This window comes from Aggregatimonas sangjinii, from assembly GCF_005943945.1.
GTDB classification, from domain to species: Bacteria; Bacteroidota; Bacteroidia; order Flavobacteriales; family Flavobacteriaceae; genus Pelagihabitans; species Pelagihabitans sangjinii.
The window spans coordinates 3,364,891-3,388,022 of the sequence record NZ_CP040710.1; the positions used below are offsets into that span (position 1 = coordinate 3,364,891).

General features: G+C 43.9%; 20 protein-coding genes. 1 reads left to right on the forward strand and 19 read right to left on the reverse strand.

Annotation, left to right across the window (positions count from 1 at the left end; translation table 11 throughout):
* Positions 1–18: 18 nt before the first annotated feature.
* The 8 genes from FGM00_RS14120 to cyoE form a co-directional block, all read right to left on the reverse strand.
* Positions 19–228: a hypothetical protein gene (locus tag FGM00_RS14120; RefSeq protein WP_138853530.1), complete on the reverse strand. Its 210-nt coding sequence runs from the start codon at positions 226–228 to the stop codon at positions 19–21.
* A gap of 49 nt (positions 229–277) precedes the next feature.
* A complete protein-coding gene (locus FGM00_RS14125) occupies positions 278–811 on the reverse strand; it encodes a DUF420 domain-containing protein (RefSeq protein ID WP_138853531.1) in 534 nt (177 codons plus the stop codon).
* Positions 812–1,537 carry an SCO family protein gene (locus FGM00_RS14130; RefSeq protein ID WP_138853532.1) on the reverse strand — a complete coding sequence of 242 codons (726 nt, stop codon included), beginning with the start codon at positions 1,535–1,537 and terminating at the stop codon, positions 812–814. It lies immediately after the preceding gene.
* Positions 1,538–1,546: 9 nt separating this feature from the next.
* Positions 1,547–2,179 (reverse strand): hypothetical protein, encoded by a 633-nt coding sequence (locus tag FGM00_RS14135; RefSeq protein WP_138853533.1) that lies wholly within the window; start codon positions 2,177–2,179, stop codon positions 1,547–1,549.
* A gap of 141 nt (positions 2,180–2,320) precedes the next feature.
* Positions 2,321–2,704 (reverse strand): cytochrome C oxidase subunit IV family protein, encoded by a 384-nt coding sequence (locus tag FGM00_RS14140; protein WP_138853534.1) that lies wholly within the window; start codon positions 2,702–2,704, stop codon positions 2,321–2,323.
* 76 nt (positions 2,705–2,780) lie between these two features.
* Entirely contained in the window at positions 2,781–3,755 is a 975-nt protein-coding gene (locus FGM00_RS14145) for a cytochrome c oxidase subunit 3 (RefSeq protein ID WP_138853535.1), read from the reverse strand.
* Between the two features lie 96 nt (positions 3,756–3,851).
* Positions 3,852–4,436 (reverse strand): cytochrome c oxidase subunit 3, encoded by a 585-nt coding sequence (locus FGM00_RS14150; RefSeq protein ID WP_138853536.1) that lies wholly within the window; start codon positions 4,434–4,436, stop codon positions 3,852–3,854.
* A complete protein-coding gene (cyoE, locus tag FGM00_RS14155; RefSeq protein WP_138853537.1) occupies positions 4,427–5,338 on the reverse strand; it encodes a heme o synthase in 912 nt (303 codons plus the stop codon). The genes FGM00_RS14150 and cyoE overlap by 10 nt, the downstream gene beginning before the upstream one ends.
* Positions 5,339–5,458: 120 nt before the next feature.
* Here cyoE and FGM00_RS14160 point away from each other — a divergent pair, with 120 nt between their 5' ends.
* A complete protein-coding gene (locus tag FGM00_RS14160; protein ID WP_138853538.1) occupies positions 5,459–6,361 on the forward strand; it encodes an MBL fold metallo-hydrolase in 903 nt (300 codons plus the stop codon).
* Between the two features lie 55 nt (positions 6,362–6,416).
* Here FGM00_RS14160 and FGM00_RS14165 read toward each other — a convergent pair whose 3' ends face one another.
* The 11 genes from FGM00_RS14165 to FGM00_RS14220 all read right to left on the reverse strand — a co-directional run bounded on the left by FGM00_RS14165 (position 6,417) and on the right by FGM00_RS14220 (position 23,077).
* On the reverse strand, positions 6,417–7,121 hold the full coding sequence (locus tag FGM00_RS14165) for an energy transducer TonB (protein ID WP_138853539.1): 705 nt from the start codon (positions 7,119–7,121) through the stop codon (positions 6,417–6,419).
* Positions 7,122–7,242: 121 nt separating this feature from the next.
* Entirely contained in the window at positions 7,243–7,644 is a 402-nt protein-coding gene (locus tag FGM00_RS14170) for a VanZ family protein (RefSeq protein ID WP_138853540.1), read from the reverse strand.
* Complete coding sequence (gcvH, locus tag FGM00_RS14175) at positions 7,637–8,017, reverse strand: glycine cleavage system protein GcvH (RefSeq protein WP_138853541.1); 381 nt, start codon at positions 8,015–8,017, stop codon at positions 7,637–7,639. The genes FGM00_RS14170 and gcvH overlap by 8 nt, the downstream gene beginning before the upstream one ends.
* 125 nt (positions 8,018–8,142) lie before the next feature.
* Complete coding sequence (sov, locus tag FGM00_RS14180; protein WP_138853542.1) at positions 8,143–15,387, reverse strand: T9SS outer membrane translocon Sov/SprA; 7,245 nt, start codon at positions 15,385–15,387, stop codon at positions 8,143–8,145.
* Positions 15,388–15,392: 5 nt separating this feature from the next.
* The gene (gene ruvA / locus FGM00_RS14185; RefSeq protein WP_138853543.1) at positions 15,393–15,974 is read right to left on the reverse strand and encodes a Holliday junction branch migration protein RuvA; all 582 of its coding nucleotides are present in this window, start codon (positions 15,972–15,974) and stop codon (positions 15,393–15,395) included.
* 293 nt (positions 15,975–16,267) lie between these two features.
* Positions 16,268–18,565 carry an NADP-dependent malic enzyme gene (locus FGM00_RS14195; RefSeq protein WP_138853544.1) on the reverse strand — a complete coding sequence of 766 codons (2,298 nt, stop codon included), beginning with the start codon at positions 18,563–18,565 and terminating at the stop codon, positions 16,268–16,270.
* An 89-nt stretch (positions 18,566–18,654) separates the two neighbouring features.
* Complete coding sequence (locus FGM00_RS14200; protein ID WP_394344429.1) at positions 18,655–20,211, reverse strand: MFS transporter; 1,557 nt, start codon at positions 20,209–20,211, stop codon at positions 18,655–18,657.
* A 256-nt stretch (positions 20,212–20,467) separates the two neighbouring features.
* A complete protein-coding gene (gene queG, locus FGM00_RS14205; protein WP_138853546.1) occupies positions 20,468–21,388 on the reverse strand; it encodes a tRNA epoxyqueuosine(34) reductase QueG in 921 nt (306 codons plus the stop codon).
* 150 nt (positions 21,389–21,538) lie between these two features.
* Positions 21,539–22,141 (reverse strand): DUF3575 domain-containing protein, encoded by a 603-nt coding sequence (locus FGM00_RS14210; RefSeq protein WP_138853547.1) that lies wholly within the window; start codon positions 22,139–22,141, stop codon positions 21,539–21,541.
* A 172-nt stretch (positions 22,142–22,313) separates the two neighbouring features.
* Positions 22,314–22,838 carry a hypothetical protein gene (locus FGM00_RS14215; RefSeq protein ID WP_138853548.1) on the reverse strand — a complete coding sequence of 175 codons (525 nt, stop codon included), beginning with the start codon at positions 22,836–22,838 and terminating at the stop codon, positions 22,314–22,316.
* 2 nt (positions 22,839–22,840) lie between these two features.
* A complete protein-coding gene (locus tag FGM00_RS14220) occupies positions 22,841–23,077 on the reverse strand; it encodes a hypothetical protein (RefSeq protein ID WP_138853549.1) in 237 nt (78 codons plus the stop codon).
* Positions 23,078–23,132 lie beyond the last annotated feature (55 nt).

Consider the following 23,132-nt stretch of genomic DNA (forward strand, 5'->3'; position numbering starts at 1 on the left):
AAATATGTTAAAACCATTTTAGGCGTTCTTCATTTTACGGTAGACGAAATAAAACAATACTCCAACCAAAATATAGGGTATGGCCATGAGGTATACAATGCCATTATTGATACCCTCAGCAGCGGAAACATTCCCCTCGCTTTCCAGCACGGCACGGCACATGGCGCATTGGGCTGCACCAATTTGGGGCAGTAACACTATTCCTATAACAATTAAAAGTCTCTTCATAACATTCCCTTTGAATACGTTAAGGGCGACATTTTGTTTACAAATCGCTTCAACTCGGGTAGTATGGCGAAATCATCAAATAGACCACTACCCCGGTAATCGCGACATAAAGCCATATCGGGAAGGTAATCCTTGCCAATTTACGATGCGCTTCATATTTCTTTAAATACGCCCGCGCATACGTCTTCAGCACGAGCGGAATAATACCTATCGACAAAATAATATGTGATACAAGGATGAAATAATACACATATCGCAGCATCCCTTCCCCACCATAGCTCGTTGAATCGGAAGTCATATGGTATGCGATATACAATATCAAAAACAACAACGATAACGCAATACAACTCGTCATAACGTTTTGATGTAATTGCTTTTTCCCACTTTTAATGGCAAGTAGCCCAACAATCAACAAGACGGCTGTCAGTCCGTTTATAGAAGCATAAATCGGAGGTAAAAAGCCCATTCGTTCCACGCCTGGTACTTTCACCCTGAATAGTAGCGCAACGACCAAGGGAACCACAATCGATACAATGGTGATAATCCTATTAAAATTTCTTTCTTTCTTGGCTATGGCATCCATCTATTCCTGCAACAGTTTTTCAATATCTTTCTTTAGGGCTGAAATCTGCTCTGTTTCCCCATGTTCATTCGTTCCCTGCTCTTCGGTAATTGCCCCCCGATAATACACGATCGGATTTCCGAACTTATCCACCCGAGAACGGATATACCCATTCTTATCAATCAAAGCGAACATTCCGGAATGTTCGAACCCACCCGGAGCATCTGGAACTTCGGCGGCAAAAATATTAAACCCTGCGTTCGCAAGGTCATAGATTTTTTCTTGATCGCCCGTCATTAAGTTCCAATCCAGATCCGTAATGCCATATCGCTCGGCGTACTCTTTTAAGACCTTTGGGGTATCGTGTTCCGGTGTAATGGAAAAAGATGCAATCCCGAAATCCGGATTTTCACCAAATTCGTTCTGTATCTCAACCAGATTCTTGTTCATGATAGGACAGATGCTCGGGCAAGTGGTGAAGAAGAACTCAACGACGAACACCTTACCCTCATAATCGGTATTGGAAATAAGCAAGCTATCCTGATTGGTAAAGGCAAACTCTGGAACCCTGCGTTTTTTACCATTCAAAAGTACGTAGGCCAGTTCTCCACTATTGTCCTTTACGTTCATTCGATCATTCTGAACGACAGTACCTGATTTTATCCGATCAATAATTCGCGGAATAACAATAATGCCAAAAACTAAAACGATTAGAGACACCCAGACGTATGTGTATTTGTTTTTCATTCCGGTGGACTAGATTTCCCTTCTTGTTTTATTCTTCTTGAGTGCCAATCGATACTCCGCCAAAATGATTTTTACATCATCGACCATCTTATTGTTCAAGTCAGCGATAGACGAGCTATTGAAACCGTATTTTGTCTGTTCATCTTCATCATCATTACGACCACGCAGACTACGATCTTTGTCAATAATAAAAACCAGAGGGGTAGCCATATTTTCATCTAAGGTGACGTCTGTTTTGAGTCCGTCGAAAAACGTCTGTATTTTGGTCTTATCCATAAAAACAAAGTGCCATTTTTTGGTATCGGCCAACGCCCCAAGTTCTTTTTGCAATTCCGCGACATCGCTTTCGGTGCCTTCCGGTACGACCATTATAAACTGAAAGTCGTTGAACTCGTAAAAACGCTTGTAAATTTTTTGATTGAGGTTGAGCGCGTTTGTTCGCTTCACGTTGATGTCACTTCCTAAAAAACCAAGAACGGTAATTTTTTCATTTAGGGTAATATCATCATCAGAGGAAGGTATTTCCCCTATATTTTCAGTAAGAACGGCCAACTTTCCAAAATTCGTCGTCCCCGATAAAAAGAAGAGGTACACTACAATGGGAAGTACAAAAAGCACCACTAAAACTAATGTTTTCTTCATAGCCAAAAGAGTTATCGCAAAGATAAAACACAAACGTCAAACGGACTTACAATTCTTCCCAACATTATCTAAATACTCATTTTCAGGCATAAAAAAAGACGATATCGCATCGTCTTTTTATTTTCGTCTAGCTGTTTTGTTTTAGAAATTCCATTCAACAAATCCGGTTTTATATACCTCATAGACATAGTCAGCTTCCAACAACAATATAAAGACCAAATACGCAACGAGAAAAATGGGCGTCCATACGATCGCCCTTCTCAGTGCCGTCTTCTCATCGCGCAAGTGCATGAAATCCCAGGCGATATAATAGGCCTTGACCAGCGTAAGGATGATAAAAATCCAGTTAAGGATTTTCATTCCCAAAAACGTATTCTGGATAAGCACTGCTGGTTTAACAATACCTAATGCCACCTCAACCGTGGTTACAATGGTAAGAAAAATCAATACGCCCCAAATTTTCGAGGTGTTCGATTTGAATTTTACCAATCCTCTGAAAATCTCAAGTTTGTGCTCGTGTGCCATTATAGTTCGTTAATCGTTAACTAATATTATTCTAGTACTTTTAATAGCTTCCCTCACTAGCGGGAATTATGGTACCTTAAACTAAATAGAAGAAGGTAAATACAAATACCCACACTAAATCTACAAAGTGCCAGTACAGTCCCACTTTTTCCACCATTTCGTAATGCCCTCTTTTCTCGTAGGTTCCCAAAATCACATTGAAGAAAATAATCAAATTGATCATGACCCCTGAGAATACGTGAAAACCGTGAAAGCCCGTAATAAAGAAAAAGAAATCGGCAAAAAGCCTACTACCATATTCATTCCGCACCAAGTTAGCTCCCTCGACTACCATGACCCCGTCGTTTATCTTAGCCAAGGTTTCCTCTCTATTCAACAAGGTCTTTTCCCCCTCCTCATTGATCAACTCCGTTCTGATAAGAATATTCGGGTTGGCCTTTAATCCGGCAACGACCTCATTTAAGTTGTAGCTCGTTTGGTAACCTTCATCGTAATACCAGATACCGTTCTTTCTTTCGTGCGCCTCGCGATCGCTGCTGATTTCCTTTGCGAAATCGGCCAGAGCGGCCCGCTCGCCCGTATCGGCCTTTACAAATTGAAGGATTCGCCCTCCTTTGGTTTCGACGGCGCCATAATCCCCACTGATAAAAGTCGCCCATTCCCATGCTTGGGAACCAACGAAAATTGCACCTCCGATAATGGTCAGGAACATGTACCAGATAACGGCATTTTTTTTCATTTTATGCCCTGCATCCACCGCCAAAACCATCGTGACCGATGACATGATCAGAATAAAGGTCATGAAGGCCACATAGTACATTGGAAAGTTGCCATGGAAGAAGGGAACGTGAGTAAACACTTCATCGGCTATTGGCCAGGTTTCGATAAACTTGAACCTTGAAAAACCATAGGCTGCCAAGAAACCGGAAAATGTCAGGGCATCCGAAACCAAGAAGAACCACATCATTAATTTGCCATAACTGGCACCTAAAGGCCGATTACCGCCTCCCCAAACATTTTCTTCAGAACCTGTAGCTACAGTAGAATCCATATATTAAAATCGTAATGTTAAAACTTGCACAAATTTACAGCTTTCTGCGTGCATTCAAAACCGAATCTTTATCAAAACAGACTTTATCTCAAAATATTATTGCACAAAGCTCATAAATAACATCAGATACACCCAGAGGAGGTCTAAAAAGTGCCAAAAAGTGGCTCCCAACGAGACACCCAGGTACTCCTCGGAAGAGTACCTTCCTTTAACCTGCTTGTACAAAACAACCAAAAGCGATATGATCCCGGCCACCAAGTGTGCAATGTGCACCGCGGCGATTAGGAATACGTACGACATTTTAATACTGCTCGTAGGGCCGGTAAAAAAGTAGCCGTTCGCCAACATTTGGCGAAAACCCTGAAACTGAGTGACGATAAAAAGGACACCTAGGAAAAGGGTGGTCACCAGCATATAAGTACAAAGCTTCCTATTGTCTTTTTGAATAGCCCTTTTTGCGATGATATACGTGATGCTGCTCAAGACAATTATTGCGGTACTAATAAGAAAGGCATCGGGCAGCTGTATATCCGAAATCCAATCTTCGCGACTACTGCGACTGACTATATACGCACTTGTCCACCCCGCGAAACCCATGAGCAGACTCACGATTCCGAACCAGAGCATCATTTTTTTCGCCCTGTCTTTTTTTACTTTCTGTGTACCCTGTGTTAAATCCATCCTCGTATCATCTTATCCCCTACATAAACCAGCTGCATTAGCGTAATGTAACTTACACTGGCCAACATCAGCTTTTTGGCGGAGGTATTATCTCTTCTTTCATACAATCGAAATGCAAAAAACAGCATTACCGCACCCATGAGGAAAACGATGACCGCTGCGAGTATCGAGAGCTGCAGGTCGCCAGTTATCCCGAATACGGGGATTATGGAAATCAGCAACATCCAAAAGGTGTACATAATAATCTGTAGGGCCGTTCCCTTATCCTTTTTTCCGGTTGGCAACATTTTAAAGCCGCCTTTTTTGTAGTCGTCATCAAGCATCCATCCTAAGGCCCAAAAATGCGGAAACTGCCAAAAGAACTGTATCATGAACAAGGTTCCCGGCTCTATACCGAAATCATCGGTGGCCGCCACCCACCCCAACATAAAGGGAATGGCGCCCGGTATGGCACCGACGAAAACCGCAAGAGGCGTTTTCGTTTTTAAAGGGGTATAGCAACTGGTGTATAGAAAAATGGATATGGCTCCGAACATCGCCGTTTTCGGGTTCAGGTAGTACAATGCGATAACACCGAGAACCGTCATGATTATTGCAATGACCATCGCCTTATTGACCGTCATTCTTCCTGCGGGAATCGGTCTGTTCATGGTACGCTTCATGAGCGCATCCAAATCCTTTTCAATGACCTGATTGTATGCGTTGGAAGCCCCAACCATACAGTAGCCACCAAAAGACAATAACAGAATAGAAAACCAATTGATTTCCGGAGCCCCTAAAAAATACCCTGCTACCGAAGAAAACACCACACTAATGGCAAGGCGTGCCTTCGTTATTTCCTTGAAATCGGAAAAACCTAGGGCCCAAGTATTGTTTTTTGCCGTGCCAACCGCCGTTTTCATCTATCCTATTTAACGGCTGCAAAGATAGGCCCCAAAGGCTATTTCTGCAACGAAAAGGAACTATTTATCCCAAGGGGCGATCGGAGTTGTTTATATTTGAAAACCAAAAAAATAGCGAAAATGAAAAAACATTTATTTATGTCCTTAATACTGCTCTTCACGTTGGGTACTTCGCTGTTAATGGCGCAGGACGAAGAGGTTGTCATAAAAATCGATACGCTTTCGACCCAGGTTTTCATGCTTACCGGCCAAGGTGGTAATATCGGTATTTATGTGGGGCTGGACTATGTATTTATGATCGATGACCAATTCGATAGGCTGAGCGGGAAACTAAAAACAGCCATTACATCGTTGACCGACAAGCCGATCGCCTTTCTTTTCAACACCCACATGCATGGCGACCATTCCGGCGGTAATGCCAAATTCAATTCAGATGCCGTTACGCTTGTGGCACAGGACAACGTACGGAATAGGATAAAAAGCAACCAGCAAAAGAAATTGGACGAAGGTGAGATTACCACTGAATACTTCTCGAAAATGTTACCCGAAGTGACTTTTTCCGAAGACATCACCTTTTACGATGGTGATGAGACCATCATGGCTTTTCACGTGCATAATGCCCATACCGATGGTGATGCGATGGTTTATTTTACCCAAAACAATGTTTTGCACATGGGCGACACCTATTTTTCCGAGCGCTACCCATATATCGATTTAAAAAGTGGTGGAAGTATAAGGGGCTATATCGCCGCGCATAAAAAAGCGCTAATGATAATTAATGAGGATACCAAGATCATACCAGGGCACGGACGCCCCTCTACATTCTCAGAGCTCCAGAGCTATGTGGTGATGTTAGAGGATATTATGGAGAATGTTCAGGAACAAATGGCTGCCGGAAAAACCTTGGAAGAGGTGATTTCTGATACTTCGTTAACCTCTAAGTACGATGCGAACCGAGGTGATGGTTTTATCAAGCCGGAAAGACTGCGGCAAACGATTTACGAGAGTCTAATGGGAGAATAGCAAACAAAAAAAATCCCAAGTCTTAACTCGGGATTTTTATGTGAAAATAAGGTCTCTATTGTAATTTGAAGGTAATCGGAATACTGAAAGGTACCCTAACCGCTCTACCCCTTTGCTTACCAGGCGTCATTTTGGGCAGCTTACTTATGATACGGGCAGCTTCTTTTTCTAAGTTCTTATCGGGGCCACGCATTCTTACGTTTCCGATGCTACCATCCTTTTGAATGGTGAACATTACACTTACCCTACCTTGAACACCCATATCTTGAGCGATTTCAGGATAACGGAAGTTTTTACTAATGTGCTTTTGCATCATTTTTTGAAAACAGGCTCTTTTATTGCTTTCCCCCTCACATCCTGGGAAGATGGGTACGTCTTCAATAACCGCAAAAGGAACATCGATATCTTCGTCAACCTCTTCAGTTGCCACGTCCTCTACTTCGATGATTTCCTCTTCTTGTGAGGTCTCCGTAGATTCGATCACCGTTTCCTCAACCTCCTCTTCGTCTTCAACCACCTCGATAATTTCAGGAGCCGCTGGTGGCGGTGGCGGTGGCGGTGTTTTAATTTGCTCTGTCATCGGCACTTCTTCATCTAAATCATCATCAACGTTCATAGAAATGTCGTACTCGCCGCTGTCGTCGTATGTTTTCCATTCGAGCGCACCGTATGTAAGCGCCATTACCAACGCCAGCCCTATAACGAAATAGAGTCCGCTATTGCGGCCTACATCGGCTTTCGGATTTTTTTTCAGTTCCATATCTTCAAATTTTAAGGTTTGCTAATTTAATTAAATAATCGGTTCAAGCAAAATTTATTAAGGCATTCGTTCCCGATTTTCGGTACGTATTTTCAACCTTTTACAAGAGCAGTAAAAATTCTTACGGCCTCCATTTTAAACGACCATTTGATGAAAACACCACAATTATAATCAGTGCACCGACAAAAGTACCCGTTATGTTGGCCAAAGCATCGAATATATTTCCGTCTCTGGTAACGGTTAACTTGTGTTGTAATACCTCAATAATTATTCCATAAATGATAGTTACCAATGAAAAAATCATGGTAGCTTTCTGAAGTTTCAGCTTACCATCGGTGCGTTCCCTTGCGAAAAAACAGCCTAAAATCGTTGCAACGAAGTAAAAGGTAAAGTGTACGATTTTATCCATATGTGGAATACGCAGTGTAGGGGCACTAACACCGGATAAAGAAATGAGACTCATAACGGTCACAAAACCCATCCAAAGTAAAAAAACAATGGTGAATCCGGAGTTTTTAAGCACCGATTAATTCTTTGTAGGCATCGGCATCGAGCAGATCATCAACCTCCGATGGTTCTGAGAGTTTTATTTTAACCATCCATCCATCACCATAGGGATCTGAATTTACTTTTTCCGGTTCGTCCTCCAACTCCGTATTAAAAGCAACGATTTCACCGCTTAAGGGTTGAAACAGGTCAGAAACCGTTTTTACTGCTTCAACGGTGCCGAAAACTTCGTCCTTGGCCAAGGTCTCATCCAAAGTTTCTACCTCTACATAAACGATGTCGCCGAGTTCGCCTTGTGCAAAATCGGTAATTCCGACAACGGCCACATCACCTTCTATTCGTACCCACTCATGGTCTTTGGTGTATTTTAATTCTGATGGTATGTTCATTCTTAATAATTTTAATTAGCAGAGCAAATGTAGCGGATTCCCAAGGAGTATTCAAGGGAAAATAATTTTTGGAAAACAAATCTTCAGACAACCGGAAGCGATTGCTTCTTTGCGAATTTCGGACCTTAATTGCCGAAGTTATACCTCAGCGTGAAACCCGAGTTGATGGTTGTTTGCGGGAAGGCCGTCGATACCGCGAATTGCGAGAATGAATGGTCGTAAAAGAAGAGCGCGTTCAGGTTCTTGGTCAACGCGTAATCGGCCGTGAACTTAATCGACAACAGATTCTGACCGGACGTAATCTGATTGTTATCGATATCCAGATTTCGGATGATGGTAATATTATCACGTAGACTCAAATCGGCCTTTAAATTCAAATCGCCTTTTAATCGAGTCTTGTTCCCACCGATATTCGTAACGAACTTAACATCCTTGATCCGGTAACCCAAACCAAGGGTGTATTCCTTACCATTGATCTCGGTCATCAAATTATTGTCTAAGCTCAACGAAAGGGTACGATCGGTGCGAACCTCGGCCAATACGCTTACCGAATTCTTCATTTCAAAATCTACCCGTAGCAAGGGGTTGAAGGCGTCGTTCAAAACTACATTGTTGAGAATAAGGTCTGGAAGCAAATCCCCGTTCTCAGGATTAAACGCACCTAAATCGTCCTTCAAAAGCTGTTGTTTTTCTAAATTCGTCTGGAACGAATTGATACTATAGGCCGCGCGATATCCATGCTGCAATGAAAAACGGGTGAATTTTTTCTTGAACCATTTGTTGCGCATCAGACCGGTGTATTTAATATTCCAGTTAGGTATTGGAATGCTACGGAAAATGTCTAGATTCACGCGATCCGCACTCTGACCGGTATAGGCTGCAAAGAAAGCGGGAAGCAAAACATCTTGGCTTGTCTTCCCATATCGCTCGGGAAAACCATCTTCATCCGGTGTACCAAAAGGCTGTGCCCTATCGGAAATGATTCGATTGGCGATGGTAATCCTATTCTGCTTGAATTCCTCGAAGTTTTCAGAATCGAACTCATCGCTTTTTCCGAAGGCCGTACCGATCATCATTGTAGAAATACTGAAGTTTCCAAAATTATTCGGTGTTTGCGGCACGTATTGCTGTTCACCGTCAACGATATCGATTTGATAGTTCTCCTGAAGGCTCTCCGAGAACTGTCTATCGGCCACCAAATCAATGGTCAAATCCTGCACCGGTTGCGCGGTCGCCGTAATGTTCAATTGTTTGGTGGTGCGTCTTATAAATTGCTCATTGAAGCCATCGAAACCGGTCAGCCATCCGTTGCGAGCGGCGTCAAAACGCACATCGGCCTGACTCCCGAAAACAAAACCGATCGTAGGTCTTGCCGAGCCGATAAAGCCCACGCTCTGGGTATACCCCGGTAACACTGTACCATTGCTCTCATTGTAATTGACGTTCAATCGTTTGACCATAGTCACAATGTCTACAGCAGTGTTCCATAGTTTACTCGTCTTGGCGGGTGTTTTCTTCTTCTCTTTCTCATTATTGCCCGCTTTGTCCGTTTTGACAGGAGCTTGCTGCTGTGATTTTCCACTCCGCTTTTTCAATCCTATCAAATCATAAAACTTTTGCATGGTAAGCGAGGCGGTCAGGTTATGCGTATTGGCATTTTGTACTGTATTTATCGAGACAATATCCAATTCACCCGAAGCCACTCCAGGATTCTGTTCTTGGGCAACTGCCAGGTTTAAAGCGTCCCCACCGCGTTGCCAGTCAAAATTACTAGTGTAAGAATATTGTGCATCTATAAAATCCAAAGCAGGGATTTTCGCAAACGGTATTTCATAATTCAACTGCATTTGCTGCGAATGTCGGTTCGGTTCCCCCAAATCCCAAAAGCCGTCCCAAAGTCGCAAGGCCTTATCTACCTCCGATTCCGGATTGTTGGGATCGTCTAAATAATTCCGTACGATATTATTGTTCGATCCTATAAAATTCAACCGCAACGATTTCGTTAGACTATAATTTACCGTATACTGCCAGTTGAACAGATAGTTTCGTTGCTGTAGTTCGGGCAATGATAAGAAATTGGCGGGATCTTCTCCCGCCGGAATCACATTCCTGAACGTTTGCCTATTGAATTGCCTGTTGATATCGGAATTGACCGAAATCGTGGTCGGCAAAAGACTTAGATTCAATTCTTTCAGCCATTGCCAATACCTACCATTGAAAAGGGAATCTTTTTTCGCGAAGGGGGCTACTTCTACCGGTTTGAAATTATGATTGTACACGAAACCGGCAACAACGCTTTGATCCTTCAGATCTTCAACTTCAAAATCGCGGTGATCGGTCTGGTTATAGGAGTAATTGAACGTGAAGTTTTCGATATCATAGAAATTCGCATCGGCCTCCTCACCTCTATTCTTTCTTACACCGATCAAGTTGATACTCGTTCGCTTCGTATAATCCTCGGCACGTTCCCTAATATTTTCGGCATCCTCTTCACTACTTGCGGTTTCCACCAAATCCTCCAACCTAAGGTCATCGAATTCAGGATCGAATTCCGGGGTAATCAATTGTTCTGAAATTCCGTAGTTGAACGGCAATTGAATGCCCCACTTGGGCGGTAATAACTGCCCCAAATTCAGATTGGTCACTACATCATAGGAAATGGCATCTTCACGGGCCCGTTCATTCGGCATTTGGTCTATGGCGCCAAAACCCGAAGTACTCTGACTGCCCGTAGCCGTGATATTTGCAAAGTCGGCAATATTGGCATCCATTGCCACTACGCTGGCCCAACCACCTTTGTTGTCAAGACCCGCCAAACGCAATTCGTTGAACCAGACTTCACCATCGGCGGTACGATCGCTAATGTTCTTTATCCCGACCATCATAGAGCGTATGTTCCCCAACGATGGGTTTCCTTTGATTCCGATACGCAACCTGCCGTCGGCTCTTGGGTCGGTCGCCAATTTTTCTACAGGTTCGCCATCCTCTATTTCGTAGTAACGGGTTTCGTTCAGTGGAACGCCATCGTTTCTAAGATTGATACGGAGGGATTTAATTTTCTTCAGATCATCCAACAACACATCCATCTCATTGGCTTCGGGCCAAATATCCCTAGGGCTGATTGCGCCCCATTCGGTAAATTGCAGGGGAAGCTCTATCTGATAAAAGTTCTCTGAAAAGTCAGTTCCTATGCGAAGGAAACCGACCAATGGAGAAATAGATGGTCGCAATTCTATACCTACCTCTTCGGCATGCATGAACATCTTGATTTTTTCGTACTGTCGTAAGTCTATGTTCAAGCTCTTGAACACCGCACGCGAATCTTCCGGTTCTAGATTGTTGACCACTAAGGAAAGAGATTGCTCGTTCTGGCGCACCACGGTATTGTTGTTGTTGAGCGGCTCGCGAATTACATCGGGTGGCAGGACATAGCGAATCGGACTTCTTTGCTCATTTTCCTGTATGTTTACCGCATTTACATCGAGCGAAGTCGCGTCGGAGGAAGGCAAGTCACCATTCTCCTCAAGACTTTTGGTATACGTACGCCAATCGCCACGCACCAGATCCAGCGTCGCGAAACGTAGCACGACGTCATCGGTGAAATCGGTAAGGTACATGCGCATGGTACTGACGGACCTCAAATCACTGATACCACCAAAGGTATTTTCCTCCGTGATATCGCTTAACGGAATTTTATACTGAATCCAGCGACTTCTTTTTTGACTACCATCGGGAATTCTAGGAGCGGCATAAAGTGTGTCCCGAATATCAGTAACGTATTGGTCGCCGATATTGGTTCCAGGCTTGATTTCAACTTCATAACGGTAATAACTGTCTATGGTGTTCATGGTCAAATCCCTATCGATATCCTCAACGTCTGGCAAGGTGGTATTGCCCCGGTTGTCGTTGGTTACCTCGATAGGAGAGTTACCCTCGGTGTTGTTGAAATTAAGGTATCGGTTGAGGATACTTCCTTCCCGCTGTAAGAAGTATTCGTAATTGTCATTGGCGGGGTCGGGACCCGTGCCATATCGGCCTTCATCGACATCCGCTAATCCATCGAGACCCACGTCTTGCGCGGTCCTGGAGGCTTCATCAACATCAAAGGCATATACCAGCGCCTGTGTTTGCGGTACCTCTCCCCAATCGGTCGGTCTGGTATCGGTGTCTTGCTCGGTTACAGGGAGACCGTTTTCATATTGTTTTCTACCATCAGGAAGAATATCTTCCGAAATGTTCCCTAATTCGATTACTAATTTACCAGGGGTGGTGCCCACATTATCCTCATAGGGGTCCATTACCCAGAATTGAATGAACTCTACATTGGCCTGTTCGAAGTTGGTACTGTTCAACGAGCGCATGACCCCTCCCCAGTTTTCCTGCGGATTATCGGTAAAACCCTCTTCCGTATTCGCATTGTAGGGCCCTTTGATGGTTGGATAATAAGCAAGGTCAAAAGTGGTTTGCTGTTGTGTCTGGCCTTGTGCCACCTCTACCCTAGGAAAAACCTCATCGATAAAAATACGTCGTGATTCGTTTAAGGAAATATCGCTGTCACTAATACTTGCAGGTCTTTGGCTCGTATAAAAAATCGGATCAATAGTATACCACGCTACCTTGGCCCGATTGAATCCGGCACCGAGTGGATCTCCCGAAGGACCGCGCCTGTCGGTTGGTATACTTGCGAGGGTCCATCCGAGGGAAGACCGGATATCGATCAACGCCTGCGCCCCTTCAAAATCATCTAAATAGGTAGTGGTTTCGCCTTGGAAGTCCGCATTTTTCGGGGAACCTGGCTTTAACCAAGCGACTTCACCACGTAGCGAGAGATTGGAAGGCACATCGGTGTCGATATTCGGTAGTTTATTGACCATTCTTGTGAGAAAGGGCACTTCCGTTGAAAAGTTCCCGTTGAATCCGAATATCGTATTGTTGACTGGCTCTACGCCGAAGTTCGATTTTTGGGTAAGCGGGCGTTCGTTCAGCTTTAAAAGCGTACCGCCCAAGACAAAATTCTTATTCACCTGATGTTCTACATTTATTCCGGTAAAATTTCTGGTCTGCTGCCCGAAAACGGCATTATTCTCTACCGAAATATTGATCGGCACATTGGAAGCCTCCAGATTGGGGTCGAGAATCTGAACCGTACCCGCCTGATAATTTACCGTATAGTCGATGCCCTCCTGTAGCGTTCTGCCGCCGGCTGTAACCCTTACCGAACCACGTGGCACATTAAAGGCCCCGATGGGAATACCATTGCTCCCCTCCGATTTGTAACGCCCTTTTAAAATAAACTTATTTTTTTCGGGATCTTGCAATGCAGCTGCCTTGGTAAGCTCGTACATATCACGGAATACATACTTTTCCTGATTGGCGTCATAATTCTCCGGAGAACCATAACCTTCAATACTTCCGCCGTTCAATCTACGATACAGGAAGCCTCCAAAAGGTTCCGCCTTGGTGAAAATGATACGCCCGTTTCGCGTATCGACCGTTAAACCGGGCACAAAATCGAAAAAGCCATCACCACCCGGTTGAAGATCGTTATAAACGTTCAATCGGTCTAAGTTAAAGACATTCAATAGGATATCCTCCTCGAGTCCCTCCGGCCAATTGGTGCCGGGGCCTTCGTCTACAGGGGTGATATAGTTTCTCGGCGTTGGATCAGAATACAGAATATTCATCTTAAAGTCTTCCTGGCTCAATTGAAAGGCGCCCGTAGCATAGATATTCTTCATCATCAAATCCCAAATTGGATCGCTGATATTGGTAATATTACTTTTAAGAAGTTTTAAGATCAATGTATTGTTATCGATAATCGGATTCGCGGGCCCTACCTGTACCGTAGTGGCTTCAAGGCCTCCATTAGCGAACTCCCCTACCTGATAGACATTCCCGTTAAAGGTATATTGGTACGCCACGCCCAGCACCTCATCGTTACTCAATCGTTGGTTTAATGAGATGTAGCCTAATTGCGTATTAAAATCATAATCCCTCCCCTGTTCCAATTTCCGAGCATTTTCCAGAATGGCGAAATCAGTACCTTGACTTGGGGAATAGCCCGCATTAAATGACGCGGAATTAAATCCGCTATCTACGGTTGCGATGTCTCTAATATTGTCATTTAAGGCGCCTGAACCCGAGGCAATCAATGCGGGATCATAATCATTGGCATTGTTTCTGGGTAAATTACCCGTTGCAGGATTTGTATTGAAGAATCCGGGTGCCGCGGCGCCTACGTTCCCCAATCTGGTCTGCTCGGAAAGGGCCTCCCCTAAATCCTGAAGGGCCACGATATTCCTGACATTCAATGTCTGTTGGTTCCGGTTCGTTACCCATACCTCCAAACGGGTAATCTGTACCTGACTCCGGATATACGGATAGCTCTCCATCGCCGTATCGTAGTTATCCCTAAAGTACTGTCCGAGAAAAAAGTGTTTGTCCTCATCATAATCCAGGGCGGAAAGCGAAAAGTCGTTAATGGTACCACCACCTTGCGCAACGACCGTATTGTTTTGGGATTGTTGTTGTGAGAATACCGCGGTCACGGTAGTCTTACCGAATTGCAATTGTGTCTTTACCCCGAAAAGGCTTTGCGCCCCTTGGATGAGCGAACTGTTCAAGGGCATATTTACATTACCGAATTCTATTTTTCGAATGATATCGTCATCGGTGGGCGTATAATCGATCTTGAATATATTCTGAAAATCGAAAGTAGCCTCGGTATCGTAATTTACGTTTGCCTGTAGGCGGGTTCCGATGGTACCAAGCATACTTAAGCTAATGCGCTGATCGAAATCGAAAGAAAGATTGCTTCTGTTCCGTGGTGAAAGTGCGGGGTTGTCGTTTTTTTGCCAGATGACCCCTAAATCCATCGCGACAGAACCTTGTGGATCTATCTGGATTTCGGTTCCCCCGAAAATCGATTCGAAAAATTTGTTGTTTACATAAAAGTTAGGAAGCAAGTTTTTGCGCGCTTCCTCACTCCCCTCCTTCTTGCCGGAAAACGCATCTGCCTTTTCCTTGAAATAAGCCTTCATTCCCTCTTTGCGAGCCAGCTCATAATATTGTTCCGGAGTGAGTATGATAGGGTAACCGATATCGAAATCCCCTAGTTTCTCAGAATAGACATACCCATTGATTTTCGGGTCGTAGATGTATTTTGACACGATGCTGTCCGGATTCTCCAAAAGGATTTTTCCCAGATCGAATCCGGTCTTAACAGAATCTACTTGTTGGGTGAGAGAATCCTGCTCTTGTTCGGTGGGGTTATCCTGTGCATTAACCGCACCGGTGCCAAGAAAGCACAGTGCGAATAGGATGGTAAGCTTAAATGAAAATTTAAGAATGGTTGTGGCCCCTGTTTTCAAACTAATTACAGATTTTTCAGCGTCTGTTTTATAATATTTTCGACGCTTAAGGAGGAATCTTGGGCAAGCACTTTATCGATCACGCGCTCTGCCTGCTTACGTGCGAATCCAAGAACCTCTAAAGCTGATAACGCTTCATCTTTATTTGTATTGTTCGAACTGAGGGAAACTTCATCAATATCGTAGATTTTTAAAATCTTGTCTTTTAGGTCCAAGATGACCCGCTGTGCCGTTTTCGCTCCAATGCCTTTGATACCCTGTATCGTAGGTACGTCGCCAGTTGCAATAGCGTCCCTGATTTGAAGGGGTGACAACGAAGACAACATGCTTCGTGCAGTGCTCGATCCTATACCCGAAACAGAGAGTAAAAGCCTAAAAATCTCGCGTTCCGATTTTTCGGCAAAACCGAACAAGGTATGGGAGTCTTCCTTAACCTGCAGGTGGGTAAACACTTGAATCTGTTCGGCATCGGATATCTTGGAAAAGGTGTTCAACGATATGTTCACAAAATAGCCAACTCCACCACACTCGATTATCAAGTTGGTGGGGTTCTTTTCTACTAGTTTTCCTTTTAGGTGGTGGATCATGGGTTACGGTTCAAATACAAATTCAAGAATCAGGTTACAAGTTTCGAAGAATTGATGCATTGTTGTGATTGGTAATGACTTTTAAGTGTTGGCACTTCGACTGCGCTCAGTGTGACATTTAAGATGCTCGGTGCTCGGTGCTCGGTGCTCGGTGCTCGGTGCTCGGTGCTCGGTGCTCGGTGCTCGGTGCTCGGTGCTCGGTGCTCGGTGCTCGGTGCTCGGTGCTCGGTGCTCGGTGCTCGGTGCTCGTAAAACGTAAAAACAAGGTCATGACCGAAAAAGTTTAGCGCTAACTATTTTCCTCCGGTTTTTGCCTTCCATCTTTTCTCCCGTTCCTGTGCGTCGATAGCGGCAATCGCTGTCATGTTCACCATTTCGTCAACACTAGCGCCCAGTTGTAGAATATGTACCGACCTCCTTAATCCGATCATAATAGGACCTATCGAATCGGCACCGTTCAGTTCCTTCATCAGTTTGAAGGTGATGTTCGCGCTCTCCAGATTTGGAAATATTAAGGTGTTCACTTTTTTACCGGCCAATTTTGAAAACGGGAACTGACTTTCGTGCAATTCCTTATTCAATGCAAAATCTACCTGTATTTCTCCATCCACTGGTAAATCGGGATTCCGCTCATGCAAAATCTTAACCGCATCCCTCACCTTTTTACCATTTGGGTGGCCAGAGGAACCAAAATTTGCATAAGACAGCAAAGCGATTACTGGATCAAAACCAAAAGTCGTCGCTACGTTCGCCGTCATTTGTGCAATTTCTGCAATCTGTTCGGCGTTCGGGTCAATATTTATGGAAGTATCCGCCAAGAACATCGGACCTCTTTTGGTAATCATTATATTAACCGTGGAAGCCCTAGTAACGCCGGAAGCCCTGCCAATTACTTCAAATACCGGTTTCACCACTCTTGGGTATGCCCTAGAGTAACCTGAAATCATACCATCGGCATCACCTTCCAACACCATCATCGATCCAAAATAGTTTCGTTCGCGCATTTTAGACTGCGCGTTGTAGAGCGTGGTACCGCTACGTCTTCTATTTTCCCAAAAACGTTTCGCGTACTGGTCCCTTTTTTTATCGGATGCGGACGTACTCGGATCAATAATCTCAATATCCGCATCGAACTCCAGTTCCTGCTTTAATTCCGTAATGATTTCTGTATTTCCTAATAGCACTGGAATCGCGATACCTTCTTCATGAACGATTTGTGCCGCTTTTAGCACATCTAAGTGATCGGCCTCGGCAAAAACGATTCGTTTTAGGTTCATTTTGGCCCGAGTGTGCAGTAACCGCACGACCTTATTGTCATTTCCGGAGCGTTGCATCAGTTCTTCCCGATACTTTTCCCAATCCGTAATCGGGGCCTTTGCCACGCCACTGTCCATTGCCGCCTTGGCAATAGCGGGCGGGATTTCAGAAATCAATCTAGGATCGAAGGGCTTAGGAATGATATAATCCTTACCAAAGGTCATTCTAGTCTCTCCGTAAGCAATATTTACCTGTTCCGGTACCGGTGCGCGGGTCAATTCGGCCAAGGCCTTTACAGCGGCCATTTTCATAGGTTCGTTGATAGAGGTGGCACGAACATCCAACGCCCCTCGAAAAATAAAGGGGAAGCCCAATACATTGTTCACTTGGTTCGGATGATCCGAACGCCCGGTAGCCATGATAATATCTTTTCGGGTCGCCACTGCCAAATCGTACTTGATTTCCGGATCGGGATTGGCCATGGCAAAAACGATAGGATCCTTGGCCATTGACAATAACATCTCTGGCGATACGATATCGGCTATAGAAAGCCCAACAAAAACATCGGCATCGCGCATGGCCTCTTCGAGGGTATCAATTTTGCGATCCGATGCGAACTCCAATTTTTCTTTGGAAAGGCTCTCCCTATCGCTTCGGATCACCCCTTTGCTATCTAACATCACGATGTTCTTGTCACTTGCGCCAAAGGCCTTGTACAAACGCGTACAAGAGACTGCTGCGGCACCGGCGCCACTTACGACTATCCGAACCTCCTCCATTTTTTTTCCCGTAAGCTCCAAGGCATTTAATAGTGCCGCCGCAGAGATGATGGCGGTACCGTGCTGGTCATCGTGCATGACCGGAATGTCTAGCTCTTCTTTTAGCCTTCGCTCTATTTCAAAGGCTTCCGGCGCTTTAATATCCTCTAAATTGATACCGCCGAAGGTGGGGGCAATCATTTTAACGGTTTCTATGAATTTATCAACATCTTCGGTGTCGACCTCGATGTCGATACCATCGATATCGGCAAAAATCTTAAAGAGCAGGCCCTTGCCTTCCATGACCGGTTTTGAAGCTTCCGGGCCAATGTTCCCCAATCCCAAAACGGCGGTCCCATTAGAGATGACGGCCACCAGATTTCCTTTTGAAGTGTATTTGTATGCGTTATCCTTGTCCTTTGCTATTTCGAGGCAGGGCTCTGCAACCCCCGGGGAATACGCCAAGGCTAAATCACGCTGGGTGGCATAGGGCTTGGTGGGCACGATTTTTATTTTTCCCGGCTGGGGTTTCGCATGGTATACCAATGCTTCGCGCCTCGTCTTTTGTTTGCTCATAAACTCAAAATTAACGAAACAAATATAATCCTATTCTTATCAGGATGTGCAATTAAAGAGAAGGCAATCTCCAAGGTATCGGACTAAATTCAATGTCCACTAACTGGGGCGACGATATTTCCATCTTCATTTGTTGCAGGCTCCCTTAAACGCATAGCCAATAGACCTGCTATAATGAAAAATACACCACCGAATAGAATCGCGTAAACAGCATTGTCATCCAAAACATGTTCGATAATCGGCCCGAACGACACCGTTTGAATTAGCATGGGAATGACGATCATCATGTTAACGATACCCATGTAAACACCTCTTCTCTCCGACGGAATTACTTTGGAAACCATTGCGTAGGGAATGCCCATCATCGCTGCCCAGCCAATACCGAAAAAGACCATCGGGACCAAGAGCGCATATTGATTCTGGATGTAGGGCATGGACAACATAGCGATACCGGTCAGAAAAAGACTCACCACGTAAACCCATTTCGAGCTATATTTTTTTGCAATTGGTACGAGCGCCAAAGCGACAATCATGGTCACGAAATTATAGGTACCGTTCATTAGACCTACTTGCCCTAATGCCTCGTCTGGGGTGATTCCTGGAATTGAAGCCTTAAGCATAGGCGCTATGAATTGCCAGTAAACAAAAAGAGCATACCACTGAAAGAAGTAGACCGCGGAAAGTTTCCACATGAACTTTGACATGTCTTGAATAGCCTCTGCTGCTTCCATCAGCGGCATGAGTAAATCACCGAATTTCCTTATTGTACTATTTTCAGGGTTATTTTTAATCAACCGATACAGGAAAAACAGCCAGATAAAAGCGATGACCAACATGATTATGACTAGCAAATTATAATTCTCAAAGAGATAGGGTATAACTTGACCCAATAGTAAACCGAATAACAAGGGAACAGAAAGCACTGCGATCAATGCCCCGAACACTTGAATAATGGGATGGGGCTTCCCCGCGTTGAACTTCTTTATTTCCATTAATTCTTCCTCCGACGGTGGTATTTCCGGCGTTTTCCAGACCGACCAAGCGACAGTGGCAACGGATGCGAATGCTCCTAAGAAAAAAGAATAATATACCCAAGTTGGAATCGCACTTATCGATTCTACCATTTCAGTTGGGGCGCTGAACCAATCTTGAAATAGAAAAAGTGAGAAGTTTGCTATTGTAATACCCGCACCGACAAATAGACTTTGCATTTGGTATCCAAAGGTCAGCTGCCCATCGGGAAGCTTATCACCAACAAATGCCCTGTAAGGTTCCATTGCAGTATTGTTCGCGGCATCTAAAATCCATAATAAGCCCACCGCGAACCACAGTGTAGAACTGTAAGGAAATGCGAACAAACATAGGCTAGCCAGAATCGCACCGATTAAAAAGAAAGGTTTCCGCCTACCGTATTTAGTAGACCATGTTTTATCTGAAATAGCACCGATAATTGGCTGAATTAACAAACCGGTAACCGGCCCCGCAAGATTGAGGAGCGGTAATTCCTGATGGTGGGCCCCCAAATATTCAAAAATCGGATTTACCGCACTTTGCTGAAGACCAAAACTAAATTGAATCCCAAAAAATCCGACATTCATATTCCAAATCTGCCAGAAATTTAAGCGTGGCTTTTTTATCATGTTCATCATAATCGAGGTATAGGCGATTTATCTGGTTAACAATATAGCATTTTATAGTCTTGTTTGATATAAACTTGGCAATAAAGGGCTGCCGATTTCCCACGAAAACGTTGTAGTGCTTAGCGATAAACCCAACGCATGCTTAAAATGTAAGCCTGAAGTCTTGGTTTGTCCTTCTGCAAAAGGACCTCACCCCCAACCCCTCTCCCAGGGAGAGGGGAGAGTATTTAGAAGGCCGGAAAATATGGAGCGGAGGACAAGTTCACTTTAAAAATTCGATATTTCGTTTTAAACCTGAAAACTTGGTGCGCTTTACAGCGGACTTTTGAAATACTTTTTTGAAGACATCTTCCGTAATCTCTTCCCAATCTTTTTTGGTCATTGATAGTAGATCGAGGTGAGGATTAAAGAGCGGTTCGCGGTGTGGTTTTGAAAATTTATTCCATGGGCAGACGTCTTGGCAGATATCGCAGCCAAAGGCCCAGTCTTCGAACTTGCCATGAAACTCCTTGGGAATTTCGTTCTTTAATTCTATCGTAAAGTACGAGATGCACTTGCTACCGTCCACTACATAGGGCTCAACGATTGCTTCGGTAGGACAAGCATCGATGCAAGCGGTACAAGTACCGCAATGGTCGGTAACAGGCGAGTCATATTCTAGTTCCAAATCGACTATCAGTTCCGCGATAAAGTAAAACGACCCGACTTGCTGCGTCAACAGATTACTGTGCTTGCCGATCCACCCGAGTCCACTTTTGGCCGCCCATGCTTTGTCCAAAACCGGGGCGGAATCTACAAAGGCGCGACCGGACACTTCGCCTATTTCCTCGGAAATAAAATTTTGGAGTTGCCGTAGTTTTGATTTGATCACATGATGGTAATCTTGCCCGTACGCGTATTTTGAAATCTTGAAGGTGTCTTGGCTTTGCGTTTCTTCGGGAAAATAATTAAGTAAAAGGGAAATCACCGACTTGGCACCATCGACCAGCAAACGCGGGTCCAAACGTTTATCGAAATGGTTCTCCATATAGCTCATTTCACCGTGCATGTTCTTGTTGAGCCATTTCTCAAGGCGAGACGCTTCTTCTTCCAGAAACTCGGCTTTGGAAATACCGCATGACAAAAAACCGAGGCGCTTGGCTTCGGTTTTGATAGCTTCAGTATATTGTTGTTTAGAATGCAGTCTGAACCAATTAATAGGGCCAAATTACAAAAATCCAAAGCCCTAGACTTCGGATCTTAAAAGATTCTTACTAGCAAGCCCGTCACATTTATAGGGCCATTACTTAAATTGACCAATGCTATCTATCCCTTTCAGAAGTAAATTCCCTAGCTAAAATCGATACCCTAAGGAAAGTCCGCCTCGCGTGACCCCTTCACCGCCACCATAGTTAAGACCAGTTCCCACGCCCGTGTAAAATTCTAAGAGAAAACCCTTTTTAAAAGTAACCTTCCCTCCCAATGAAATGCCCAAAGCAAAGTGGGTATAGGTGTCGTATGTCCTCAATTCGGTAAACATTGATTCAGATTCCATGTCTTCGGGCTGATTATCTATATAATCTATAGCAACGGTTTCCCCTGAATTGAGCATTCCAAAGCCCTCGATAAAAAATCCATTGGAATACCCTCGGGAAAAATACCTTCTGTAGTAAGGAGTGAATGAATAACTACGATTATTCTCAACTTCAAAGGTCAACCATCCAAACTTTTCGACCTCGGCCTTGTCTACCTTAAAAAACACGCCCAAGCCAAAGGAGGAATTTTCATTTAACACGTATTCGTAATTTACATCAATGGCCTTAAAAGCCATGGCATTAAAAAGGTTCATCTTTAATTCATGGGATGACTCTAAAACAGAAGCTTGCTTTTCCTTGGCCTGCCCGTACCCTAAAATGGTAATACCACTTAGCAACAGGAGTATCGTTAATTTCTTCACAATCTTCATTTCTTAGTAAATGCCCTATTACTTTCTAAATACGTGGATTGGTGTCAGAATTCATGAAATGTAAACATGACGATACGGAAAAAATCCGACCCTGGCTCATTAAAAATTTTCCTTAAACATACTATCCGTGGCGGCAGTGCCGGCGCCGAGGCTTTCTTTAGGCTTATTCTTTCGTTGGTGACTTCTGTATTTCCTGAGAAGAAATGTCTATTTCAAACCTCCATTTTTTGTTGATGTTGTAGCCTTTATTAAGATTAGGTCCCTTTATGGCTCCATATAATCCGGCTGCAAAAATAACCCCTCCACTGATAAGTGGTATAATGTTCAGGTTTCCATCTTCGGTTGTTGCACTACCTACAGAAGTGGCGAGAAAACCAAAAAATAACCCTAAAGTCCCGATATGGACAAGATTGGTATTAATGAAAATAGAATTAAAAAGAGGGTGTCGCCTTATTTTTTCAATTTCAGACAAGGATATTTCTACCCCATCGAGCGCTATGGTGTTTTCATCAACTATTGCAAAACGACCTTGAAATTTTTCACCTGAAATTTTGGTTACCCTTATTCGCTTGCGCTCTTTGACTACCCTTTCTTTTTGGGTTTTATTGTTGGTCATTAAAATTACACGGTTTTGGGTGTACGATTGCCGTGTTATCATCAGAAAAAGTAGTATCAGAATCGCTTTCATTGTTATGATTTCTTTTTGGCACTTTTAAAAATGAAGCGATTAAAATCACCTAACTCCAATTCACAATTATGTCTAAATCTTTTGAGCCATTGGTTTAGGAAGTAGCCAAATAGCAACAAGCTTTCCGTAGCGGCAAAGACCCAGGGGTTTATGCCTTCTACCAAAAGGGCAACGGGTTCGGCCAGCAGCAGGGTCGTATTTAAGAAAATTGCGATAACTAACAGTAGTGATGTTTTCATCTTGTTGGCTTTTTTGATTAAGAGCCGTTCGGTTCCCTCGATAAAAAAAGTTACC